This window comes from Bacteroides sp. 43_46, from assembly GCF_001915455.1.
GTDB classification, from domain to species: Bacteria; Bacteroidota; Bacteroidia; order Bacteroidales; family Bacteroidaceae; genus Bacteroides; species Bacteroides caccae.
The window spans coordinates 1-12,022 of the sequence record NZ_MNQN01000102.1 but is presented as its reverse complement, the minus strand read 5'-3'; the positions used below and the strand labels follow the sequence as shown (position 1 = coordinate 12,022).

The following is a 12,022-nucleotide window of genomic DNA, read 5'->3' as shown; positions in this document are numbered from 1 at the left end:
TTTAAAGAAAAGACCCATGAAAGATTTATCTAGCATTGTTGCTAAATTCAAAGTACAAGGCACAGTGGAAGAAATCAAGCCACTAGGTGCAGGACTTATTAACGACACTTACAAAGTAAACACCAAGGAAACAGATGCTCCCGACTACGTTCTACAACGCATCAACCATGCCATTTTTCAGAATGTGGAAATGCTTCAATCCAATATTGCCGCTGTCACAAGCCATATCCGTAAGAAACTGACCGAAGCCGGAGAATCGGATATTGACCGTAAAGTTTTATCCTTTCTTTCTACTGAAGAAGGTAAGACTTATTGGTTCGACGGCGACAGCTATTGGCGTGTAATGGTTTTCATTCCTCGCGCCAAGACATACGAAACCGTCAATCCGGAATATTCTAATTATGCCGGACAGGCATTCGGTAACTTCCAGGCTATGCTGGCTGATATTCCTGAGACTTTAGGTGAAACAATTCCCGACTTCCATAATATGGAGTTCCGCCTGAAACAATTACGTGACGCCGTTGCAACCAACGCAGCCGGACGCGTAGCAGAAGTGCAGTATTATTTGGATGAAATAGAAAAACGGGCGGATGAAATGTGCAAGGCAGAACGTCTGTACCGCGAAGGCAAACTTCCTAAACGTGTATGCCACTGTGATACAAAAGTAAATAACATGATGTTCGATGAAGACGGAAAAGTGCTTTGTGTCATTGATCTGGATACGGTAATGCCTAGTTTCATATTCTCTGATTACGGAGATTTCCTACGCACGGGAGCCAACACCGGTGATGAAGACGACAAAGACCTTGATCGTGTAAACTTCAATATGGAAATATTCAAAGCATTCACCAAAGGATATCTGGAAGGTGCAAAATCATTCCTGACTCCTATTGAAATAGAGAATCTTCCCTATGCTGCAGCTTTATTCCCCTATATGCAATGTGTACGTTTCCTTGCCGATTATATCAATGGAGATACTTACTACAAGATTAAATATCCCGAACATAATCTGGTACGTACAAAAGCACAATTCAAATTGCTTCAAAGCGTAGAAGAACATACACCGGAAATGGTAGCATTCATCAATGAATGCTTAAAAAAGTGAGAATAGAAAATTGAGAATGGAGATTTTACTTAGTGAAAACTCCATTCTTCCAATGATAAACAATTGGGCGGCGGAGGAACGGTTTTAGTTTTTCCGCCGTTTCTTTTGCCATATAGTCAGGAGTGGTCAATGTAAGAGTCAGTTCCGAATTATCTTTGCTAAAATCAGCCTTCATCAGCAACATATCAGCAGAACGGCGAGCCTCATCAAAATCATAAATAGTTGTCGAATCAGGAGTACTCAAAAAGTCACTCATCACCGGTAGAGAGATAAACTGAGAATCTGCAAGTGGTTTCCAATCGGTCGTATAGAAACGCAGACTGCTATCACATGCCGGAGCACAAGCAGTAGAGACCAGACATACCACTTTCGTCGTATCGCTCAGTGCCAACACCTTCATCTGCCAAGATGTTTGCGGAGACATTTGCATACGGACATAATCCGTACCAAGCTCTGTCATTTCCGACTTTTTACCAAAACGGTTTTCAACTTGCGCTTTCATCTTGCTTTCCAAAAAGTCAATACAATCTTCACGATTTACTTTAGTAAGCAAAGGAGTTAATGAATCCGGGATATTCACAAACAAAGTTTTAGCTTCCTGCGCCTGAAGAGAAGCCAGCGAAAACAATCCTACAACAAAAAAGAATATAGCGGAAACGAGTCTATTTATTTTCATATCAATCTTATTTAACCTATAATAGTCAGATTATGAATCTGCCGTTTTAACTTTTAGACCCCAAATATAAGAATATCATTCCGATTAACACCAGTATAAGGTCAATCGCTTTGCTTTTTAAATTCTTTTCACGGAAGAAGAGTGCTCCAAAAGTGAAAGAAACAATTACACTTCCCCGGCGAATCATCGAAACAATGGAAATCATAGAATCATCATAACTCAATGCATAAAAGTAAACGAAATCGGCGGCCGAAAGAAATACGGAAATCAGGATAATTGTCCAGTCCCAACGAAACGGTGTGGTAGACTTCCGTTTAGGCCACCAAAGCAGAAGCAGAATAGGACACATGATAAAAACCTGATAGACATTGTACCATGACTGCACCAGCATTGGATTCAGAGATTTCATCAGATATTTATCATACAATCCGCTGATAGCTCCTGTTATTGCGGCCAGTACAATAAAAAATATCCACTTATTATGCTTAAAATCAATTCCTTCCTTCTTTCCCGAACGGCTTAACATGAAAAAAGAAGCAATAGCCAGCATCACCCCAATCCATTGGTAGAGATTCAGCCTTTCGCCAAATACCAACATCGCTCCGATAAGCACCATTACCGGACGAGTAGCATTGATAGGTCCCACGATAGTGATAGGAAGGTGTTTCATCCCAAAATACCCGAATATCCATGAGGATAACACGATGAATGACTTGATAATGATATATTTATGTTGTTCCCAACCAGCAACAGGAACATTAAATATTGTTCCTCCCAACAAATCCGGCTCATACACGGACAGCAAGATGAAAGGCAGAAAGACAAGACTGGAAAAGAAAGTATTCAAAAACAAAACGGGAAGCACTGCATTATCTTTCAGCGACTGTTTCTTGAATACATCATAAAAGCCCAGCAAAGTGGCTGAGAGAAAAGCTAATAATAACCACATAAAAGATTGTTATAAGTTATTAGTTATATAAACAAGGTTTCCGGATATTCCACATTGACCAAGAACAAGGCTTGTCCCGGAGCAGATGTCCCGGCCTTGCAACGATCCTGCTGCTCGATTATTCTTCGGAAATCTTCAACAGAAAGTTTTCCACGTCCCACCTCAATCAGTGTACCTACTATGGCACGCACCATATTTCGCAAGAAGCGATCGGCACGAATGGTAAACACCCAAGTAGCTTCATCATCCGTCACTTTTGTCCATTCGGCATGAGTGATATGGCAGATGTTGGTTTTTACATCCGTATGCAGCTTGCTGAAACTTGTAAAGTCGCTATATTCAAAAAGGGTACGTGCAGCCTCGTTCATCCGTTCATAATCCAGCGAACTATAAATCCGCCAACGATATTGCCGGTTGAAAGGATACTTCACTGCTGTCACATAATATTTGTAAGTCCTTGCTGTTGCATCAAAACGGGCATGAGCTTCCGGTTTTACACGGCAAACCCGATAAACAGAAATATCCGGAGGTAACAAACGATTCAATTTTTCAGCAACAGAAACTGTATCTAATAGTCCGTCATAATCGAAATGAGCCACCATTAAAGAAGCATGTACTCCGGCGTCTGTTCTACCCGCCCCCACTACCTCTATCTCGCAACGTAGAAAAGTGGATAACGCTTTCATCAGACATTCCTGCACACTAATCCCATTCGGTTGAATCTGCCAACCGTGATAGTTGGTTCCGTCATAAGCCAAATAAATGAAATACCTTTGCACTCTAGTTCCTGTTTTTAGGGTTTTCGTGTGCAAAAGTACTCATTTTTTTATTCATAAGTAGAAGGAGTAGTACCAAAAGCGTCTACAAAATGTTTACGGAACGTCGGAATATCATTATATCCCACCATTTCAGCTACTTCCTGAACACCGTATTGTTTCGTTTTCAACAATACACCCGCACGACGCATACGTACTCCCCTGATAAGTTCTATAATCGTATAGTCCGTACTTTGCTTCACTTTTCGGTAAAGAGTCGGCTGACTCATATTTAATTCCGATGCAAGCTTCTTCACACTAAAGTCAGCTTCACAGATATTTTCCTCTACAATTTTAATTACGGAAGTGATAAATGGATCTTCTGCCTTTGCTTCTTCTTTTCCCGGCTGCTCTGTTTCATCTGCGTCAACGGCATCTGCTCCAGGTAACTTAAATAACTTTGCATACATTTGTTTCAACGTCTGACGGCCATTAATCAAATTACTGACTTTCGCTTTCAGAATACCGGGTGTGAAAGGTTTCAACACATAATCATCTGCTCCCAACTCCAAACCATGGATAATATCGTCATCCTCTACCTTCGCTGTCAGCATAATAAAAGGGATACTACAAGTTTCCGGGCATTCTTTTACTTCACGGCAACATTCAAATCCGTCTTTTATCGGCATCATGACATCACAAATTATCAAATCCGGCAACTCTTTCATAGCCATATCCACGCCTTCTTGACCGTTAGTAGCCATCAACAGATTATATTCATTCCCAAATAAAACTTTCAGATAAAGCCGAATATCTTTATGATCTTCCACAATTAATATTGTCTTTTTCTCTTCATTTGTCACAGATTGTGCCATTTCTTTAGGAGACAATACTCCCGGAAAAAGTATTGGACCCTGTCTCCCTATATTTTCGCTAATTTTCGAATCAGCTTTGAGTTGATCCAACACTTCCGGTTCTACTTCAGGCAGTTCTTCCGGATCAATAAACAATATATTCGGCTCACTTTCCAGGACGGCTCTATCTACCGGAAGATTCACCGTTACCTTTGTCCCCTTTCCTTCAACACTTTCCAATGAGATTGTTCCTTGATGCGCCTCTATCATCTGCCGCATAATAGAAAAGCCTAACTGTGCGGCAGATAAATCATTATCCAATGTCCCGTTCTCACTCATTAATTGCTCGGAAGTTCTCACCTTCTTCATTCCATTATCCTCTACTATCAGACTGACATAATGCACATTATTCTCTATTATTTCACAAACAGAAAAATAAACTGTTCCTGCATAATGCGTATGAGTGAAAGCATTTGTCAACAGATTATGAATAATAAATTCTATTTTCTTCTTATTTACATAGAATTCCAGTTCTTTCTTGACCCTTTTCTCGCAACGAAAATCAATCGGATATACTTTCAACAAATCACGGACTCCAAAGACACTACTATCAATCATCTTTTCTACCGAATAGGGAGCTACTTCCAACTTCGTTTCCGGACTCCCCTGTCGGTATATAGCCAGTAATTGATCACAAGCATCAACCATACGAAGCGAATTCCGGTATGCAACCTGCAAAGAAAGGTTCGATACTTGGGAATTGTCTTTCTGTAATTCTTTCAACGGAGCAATGATCAACGAAAGAGGAGTACGCAATTCCTGTACAAACAACATCAGCAAACGGTTCCGCAAAGCTTCTATCTCTTTCTTTTGATTCTGCTTCATCTTCTCCAGGCTCAAGTTCTCTTTCAATACCATCTCCCGGTCACGGTGCATCTGCTTACGCTGCTCTTTCTTCTTAAAATAAATGTAGAAAAAACAAGAAAATGCGACAAGTAACAAAACATAAGCTATATAAGCCCAAATAGTTTGAAACCATTTATCTTTTACAACCACAAGAATCTCATTCACATCCCCTTCCTTACCATCCGGAAATACAAGTTTCGCCTGCAAAGTATATTTTCCGGCAGACAGTCCATTGAACCATAAGCCTTCCGAAAGTGGCACCATTCTCCAATCCTTATCTAAGGGAAGTAATCGATAAGCTATCTTACGTTCAGCCATCCCATAACGTAAATCGGAAAAGAACAAATGGAAATCATTGTTATCAGAATTGAATACAAGCTTTTTCTGTTGTTCCGGAGAACCTGAAAGAATCAACTGTCCATTTCGTTTCTCCCCAGCCAAGATCGTTTCTCCACCCACTTCTATATCTGTCAACATCAGCTGCCTTCTTTCACAATCCGCTTTCGTAGCAGAGGGATCAAAGAAAATCAATCCCCAAGAATTTGCCCAAAGCAACCGTCCATCATTCAAACGGCATACCGCACTACAATTACCTACCGAAAGATAATTATAGAAAGCATCCTGCCCATTTCTAATCGTCATCACTCCGACATTATTTCCGGCCCAAGTATTCCCGATACGATCATCTACCATACAGCCTACATGTCCATTGGTCAGTCCGTTTTGCAAAGTGTATATAGCTTCCAACTTATCCTTCTCCCTTCCATCAATACGGATAACGACATTCAAATAAGCTACATAAATCTGATTATAGTTATTTACATAAATAGTTCGTACAGCCGCCTCTTCCAGTCCATTTTCTTTCTCAATATTTCCTTCTACTCTAATTTGTACTCCATCCGTTTCAAGTCTTTTCAAACCTCTATCCGTCCCAATCCACACATTGCCTTCTTTATCCTCTGCTATTGCAAATACATTCTTTATTTCTTCAGGCAATTTAATGCTCTTGCATTCGTGAGTTTCAAGTTCAACCTGCATCAACCCATTTGAAGTGCCTACCCACAAACGATTCCATGAGTCCAGGCAAAGACTATAAATAACAGTTTGTATCCTCTCACCTTTATTATTTTGCAGATGAAAGGATTCCACCTCATTTGTTAATGGATCAATGATAACAATCTCTCCCCAATTATTACCCAACCAGATATTCCCGTTCTTACCTTTATATATATGAAAGCGTCCGGAAAAGTCTGATGCTTTTTTCCAAGGTTCAAAATGTGTATCCAACGAAAACACAGGAGTAGTACTTTTCATAATCCCCCCATCGCTAACGGTCAACCATACATATCCTTTTGAATCTTCGACCATACCATCCACCCGAGAGCCAAAATCCTGCCGTACCCTACTGTACATACTATCACTAATATCAAATTTCACGACCCCACCGCCAAATGTACCTACCCAAAGAATTTGTTGTTTATCATCCCAAAACAGGCTGGTCATTTTATTCTCAATACTCGAATGGAATGCCTTCTCATTCTTCGTCAGCAAAGTCAACACAAACGGACTCTTACACAGATTGTCATTATCGAAGCGCAACTTATACAATCCATTCCAAGTTGTCAAATAAAAAGTCCGATTATCTTTCAAAACCAGATCCGTAACATAAGAATTAGAGAATTCAGACTGATCTTTTCCTTCCATGGAGATAACACGTTCCTCATTCGTTTTAAGGTCATAACATATAATGTCATCCCATAATCGGCAAATCCATAAATAACCATGCCTTAAAAACAATCTATTTACTACGCTGTATTCCTTAATCAAAGAAGTTTTTTTCGCCACTAAATCATAATGTACCACTTTCCTCTGATTAACAGAGAAATACAAATTTGTTTTTCTATCACTACAAAGATGAGCAACCTTTCCTCTTACCAAAGGCTCAGGATTCAAAAGACATAACACAAAATCATGTTTTCCTTCTGTCTTGCGAACAATGCGCGATTCAAATAAACCTTGTGAAGTAACCAAATACAAACTCCCGTCATTCCAGCAGAAATCCAGAATATCTTTCAGTTCCAGAGGCTTATCAAAACGTACCGGCAAAAACTTTTCAATATCCTTATCAAAACAAGTAATTCCACCTTGGAAAAGTAACGCATAATATAAACCGTCGGGACCTTCGCAAAGTTTTTTCACAGCTTGATGCAGAGGAGTGGAAAGAGAATCAATCCCCATAATGAGGGGATAGTCACGAAATCTAAATCCGTCATAACGTGAAATTCCTTTATCAGTAGAGAGCCATATAAAACCGTCACTTCCATAACAAACATTATAAATAGTATTGTCACTGACTCCGTTTTTGATTACTACCGGTTCCAGATTCCAATGAGTATCTATTGAATATGCAGGGAAAATACCTGACAATACCAGTAGTAAAAAGAAGAATTTCCTCATATCTTAATAGTATTTTGTTCATGTGTATTGGTCGATAAAGGTAGACAAAATAATTATCATCAAATCACATAACAAATATTTTTTAGAAATAATTCACAATAAAACAAAAGCCCTCCTATTCTTTTGAAATAGAAAGACTTTTGCCGTTTGTTTTGTTCATTACGCAATCAATCTCCAATTATTATATTGTTTGCTGCTTGGTTCCTCTTTTTTATTGAAAGGAGCGACTCATATCATACAGACACTCCTTAGCAATATATATTATACTAATACCTAAATGCAATAAATTCTTATGATATTATTTAGCAGCTTTCAGAGTAAAGCTATAAGTTCCTTGACCGGCAGCAAAGTTATAGCTACCTTTGAAGTTTACCGGTACCTTTACTACACAGTTCCCCTGGTCGCTTACACGGAAATAAAGATAAGTAGTAGAATTGAAGATGCTGTTACCGTCAGCAGTTGTTGATAAAGAAGCGCCATATCCCTGCCAACTGAATAAGTCAGTCGAAGAAGAGTAAGTAGTACCGATATAATATACCGCACCTTTATCTATATTAAAATTCAATGATACACATAATGCGAATTGCTCAACGAAAGCGCCACTTCTTGTACGAGCCTGATATTCGGCAAGCATTTTCACCGCTTTCTTATCAGTAGCATCACCATAAAATCCTTCTGTTGTTTCCGATTCACAGTTACGGACAGTATTACCATTCTGACGAAGCGCTTCCAGCACACTTGCCATTTCCTCTGCAGTAACAGAAGGAATTTCCTCAGCTTTCTGATCGTAAACTGCCGACTCAATACCATACAAAGATTTCATGGATTCGAAGTTTGAAGTATTATCTTCAAAACTGTCACTTTCAGCATTAGAACATGCTACAAAAGTTAATATTCATTTAATCTGCTTGCGAATCGTTATTTATCAGTTCGCGGTCTTTTTACACTTTTAATTGTTTATTTATTCATGTTCCTTAGGAGGGGAATCTTAAGTTGTCTTATTTATCTTTCCTTGTTCGTTTGTACATTGCAAACATAGGTATTTTATTCAATAAGGAAAACTTTCTGAAAAGAAAAACGAATGAATTACCACTCTTTAACGAACGAAATACAGCTTACTCAAGCGATTGGCTAAGTTCTACAAGTATCAAAACACCATCCACACGCAAATCATTCATCACAAAGGATAAAAACACCAATTAACAACAACGAATGATCAACCACCCATAAATGAATTATTCACCACCCTACTTATCAATTTCCATTGAAGACAAAGGCAAGAAAGATGAATCTGCCAATCAACAGCTATCTGCATTATGCCTACTTTTGTAACATCAACAAACAAAACCCATCATGCGATGAAAAAGAAAAGAATCTTATTTTTGTTCGTTACCCTGTTTGCTTCTACCTTATTATATAGTCAGGTAGTCGGAGTAAAAACCAACGTCGTAATGGACGCGCTTAAAATTATCAATCTTGGAGCCGAAGTCGGTTTAAGTAAGAAATTAACTCTGGACTTGTATGCCAACTACAACCCTTGGACATACAAAGATCAGAAGATGATGAAGATGCTTGCCTTCCAACCGGAGCTTCGATATTGGTTCTGTGATAAATTCAACGGTCATTTCGTAGGTGCACACCTTCATGGAGGCGTTTATCAGGCAGCAGCCATTGATATGCCATGGGGCATCTGGCCCGAATTGAAAGACCACCGTTTCAAAGGACACTTTTACGGATTGGGCGTTTCCTACGGTTATCAATGGATTCTGGGCAAGCACTGGAATCTTGAAGGAAATATCGGTATAGGTTACGCGCGTGTCAAGTATGAGCAGTTCGAATGCAAGACGTGCGGTGAAAAAGTCAAGGAAGGACATAAGAACTATGTAGGTCCTACAAAAGCCGCCGTCAGTTTAATCTATTTATTTTAAAACAAAACAAATATGAAAAAGATATTATGCATATTCTTCTGCCTGCTGCCTATATTAGGCGGGAAAGCACAGACTCTCTATAAAGATCAAGTGCGTATAGAGAAAGAATCTATCACACGCAGTGAAGATAACAATGTATTAACTATCAATCTGGACATTGTTCTAAAAGAAAACCTGAAACTGGAATCCAACAATGTAGCCACATTGACTCCATTTCTTGAGGCAAACGAAAAGACCAAGGTGTTATCTTCTATTGTGGTATACGGACGTAAGCGCGACATCGTCAACCAGCGTAACCATAAAGCCCCCAAAAACACTTATACCATTTTACGTCGTAAACAGCATCAGGAACAAAAAGTAAACTACTTGGTACAAATGCCGTTCGAAGCATGGATGCGCAATGCAAATATGAAATTGAATATTGACCTATGCGGTTGCTGTGACATCCTGGAGGAGAACAGCGGTGAATTAATCACCCAATTGAACATTTTACCACTGAAAGTAAAACCTTCCATAGCCTATATCACTCCTAAAGCTGAAGACATAAAATATCGTGCAGTAGAAGGAAGTGCATTTCTGGATTTCCCAGTCAACAAAATCATCATCTATCCGGAGTATCGTCGTAACACAAGTGAATTGGCAAAAATACGTGCAACAATCGATACCGTGCGCAACGACAAATATACAACTCTTACCGGTATAAAGATTCACGGTTACGCTTCACCCGAAGGCAGTTATGCCAATAATACTCGTTTAGCAAAGAATCGGACCCAGGCGCTTGTGGATTATGTAACCAGTTATTATAATTTCGATAAGAAACTTATCACTTCAGAATATACTCCGGAAGACTGGAAAGGTTTCCGCAAATTTATAGAAAACTCTTCAATAGAGAAAAAGGATGAAGTTCTTCGTCTGATAGATGACGAAAGTATAGACATTGATAAGAAGGAACGCGATATCGCCCATCTGGTTGGCCCGCAAACATACCAATATATATTGGCAGAATGCTATCCGGCTCTCCGTCATTCGGATTATACAGTCAACTATACAGTTCGTGGCCTCAGCCTTGAAGAATCAAAAGAAATTATCAATAAGCGCCCGCAGTTGTTGAGTTTGCAGGAAATCTACCGGATTGCAGAAAGTTGTGAACCGGGAAGCGAAGAATTCAACCATTCTTTCCAAGTAGCCGCTACAATGTTTCCGGATGATCCAATCGCCAACCTCAATGCCGGAGCAATGGAAATACAAAAAGGTGGTGATATGACAACTGCCAAGAGATATCTGGCTAAAGCTGATCCAAAAGCGGCAGAGACACAGAACAACCTGGGCATTATCGCTATGATAGAAGGAGACTTAGACACAGCCGAAAAATATTTCAATGCAGCTAAAGCTGCCGGTCTCATAAAGCAAGCAGACGCTAACTTGAAAGAATTAAAGAAGAAACAAAATTATCCCTTAGAATAACAAAAAACAATAACACAGACAAACAGTATTTGTTCCCCCCCTATGATTTATAATTAAAATTTTAACCCCAAATCAAGAAACGCACCACCTGAGAAGGCAGTGCATTTTTTCTTATCTATCAAGTAACGGCTCACATTATTTTCCTGGGGATTTAATATATTATTTCAGTTTGCCAATTTGAGGGGGTTATTTCAAAGCAGCCGCATCCGAAATATTAGTCTCCGCTACTACAGATCCGAACTTTTCCAGCACGGTCACAAACTCGCTATTTAGCTAATACACAGCGAAATACGTTTCATTAAATTCTCAAACAATTCTCACCGTTGTGAGAAAAAATACTCATCACTATGAGAAAATATTCTCACCTTGATAAGAATTAATCCTCACTAAGGTGAGAAAGTATTCTTGTAACGATGAGATCATCCACCTGTTCCACGTAATGCAGTCTGCTATGAACACGACAACAGCAGCAGTAAATCATTCAAAACAGAATGAAAAAGACACAAATCAGTCCATCCCGCCTAAATAGTTGCAAAATTTATTCTATTGCACAAAATAAGTTGAAGAAAATATATAATACAAACAGTGGAAAAAGAAAAGGAAAGGCGGTATAATATTCATCTCCTCAACAAATCATTCACAAAATGACTAATTCCCCCACCCTAAAAGTGACATTTGAAAGATTGAAAAATTCACCTTGAAAATTGAAAAAAACACCAATCAACAGTTTTACATTTCTCCCATAACTTTGCAATGTCGATAAGGAACAAAAAGATTCCTTAAAACAAACAAAACAAAAATTTAGTAATAAACAAATAAAAGAAACATTGCCTATAAGAAACAAACAAAATCCCTCCAACTGGAAGTTAGTTATTTCACCTTATAATATATAAGGGCTTCCGATCAGAAAAAGAAATGATGTTTTTTA

General features: G+C 38.9%; 8 protein-coding genes. 3 read left to right on the top strand and 5 right to left on the bottom strand.

Features of this window, described 5'->3' with window-relative positions; genetic code table 11:
- The first annotated feature begins 16 nt into the window (after positions 1-16).
- Positions 17-1,105, top strand: a complete 1,089-nt coding sequence (locus BHV72_RS09055; RefSeq protein WP_022041791.1) for a phosphotransferase enzyme family protein — start codon at positions 17-19, stop codon at positions 1,103-1,105.
- A gap of 25 nt (positions 1,106-1,130) precedes the next feature.
- Here BHV72_RS09055 and BHV72_RS09050 read toward each other — a convergent pair whose 3' ends face one another.
- The 5 genes from BHV72_RS09050 to BHV72_RS09030 form a co-directional block, all read right to left on the bottom strand.
- Entirely contained in the window at positions 1,131-1,781 is a 651-nt protein-coding gene (locus tag BHV72_RS09050) for a DUF3256 family protein (protein ID WP_005677327.1), read from the bottom strand.
- Between the two features lie 46 nt (positions 1,782-1,827).
- On the bottom strand, positions 1,828-2,730 hold the full coding sequence (locus BHV72_RS09045; protein WP_005677326.1) for a DMT family transporter: 903 nt from the start codon (positions 2,728-2,730) through the stop codon (positions 1,828-1,830).
- Positions 2,731-2,753: 23 nt separating this feature from the next.
- Complete coding sequence (gene truA / locus BHV72_RS09040; RefSeq protein ID WP_032855117.1) at positions 2,754-3,509, bottom strand: tRNA pseudouridine(38-40) synthase TruA; 756 nt, start codon at positions 3,507-3,509, stop codon at positions 2,754-2,756.
- A gap of 47 nt (positions 3,510-3,556) precedes the next feature.
- Entirely contained in the window at positions 3,557-7,702 is a 4,146-nt protein-coding gene (locus tag BHV72_RS09035) for a response regulator (protein ID WP_286855614.1), read from the bottom strand.
- A gap of 298 nt (positions 7,703-8,000) precedes the next feature.
- Positions 8,001-8,597, bottom strand: a complete 597-nt coding sequence (locus tag BHV72_RS09030; RefSeq protein WP_286855622.1) for a DUF5033 domain-containing protein — start codon at positions 8,595-8,597, stop codon at positions 8,001-8,003.
- Between the two features lie 463 nt (positions 8,598-9,060).
- Between BHV72_RS09030 and BHV72_RS09025 the strand changes: the two genes are divergently transcribed.
- On the top strand, positions 9,061-9,630 hold the full coding sequence (locus tag BHV72_RS09025) for a DUF3575 domain-containing protein (RefSeq protein WP_022041787.1): 570 nt from the start codon (positions 9,061-9,063) through the stop codon (positions 9,628-9,630).
- 12 nt (positions 9,631-9,642) lie between these two features.
- Positions 9,643-11,094 carry a DUF3868 domain-containing protein gene (locus tag BHV72_RS09020; RefSeq protein ID WP_258974344.1) on the top strand — a complete coding sequence of 484 codons (1,452 nt, stop codon included), beginning with the start codon at positions 9,643-9,645 and terminating at the stop codon, positions 11,092-11,094.
- Positions 11,095-12,022 lie beyond the last annotated feature (928 nt).

Coding starts and splice junctions, on each gene's coding strand:
- BHV72_RS09035 (WP_286855614.1), bottom strand. CDS start 7,702: ATGAGGAAATTCTTCTTTTTACTACTGGTATTGTCAGGTATTTTCCCT.
- BHV72_RS09025 (WP_022041787.1), top strand. CDS start 9,061: ATGAAAAAGAAAAGAATCTTATTTTTGTTCGTTACCCTGTTTGCTTCT.
- BHV72_RS09050 (WP_005677327.1), bottom strand. CDS start 1,781: ATGAAAATAAATAGACTCGTTTCCGCTATATTCTTTTTTGTTGTAGGA.
- BHV72_RS09055 (WP_022041791.1), top strand. CDS start 17: ATGAAAGATTTATCTAGCATTGTTGCTAAATTCAAAGTACAAGGCACA.
- BHV72_RS09045 (WP_005677326.1), bottom strand. CDS start 2,730: ATGTGGTTATTATTAGCTTTTCTCTCAGCCACTTTGCTGGGCTTTTAT.
- BHV72_RS09020 (WP_258974344.1), top strand. CDS start 9,643: ATGAAAAAGATATTATGCATATTCTTCTGCCTGCTGCCTATATTAGGC.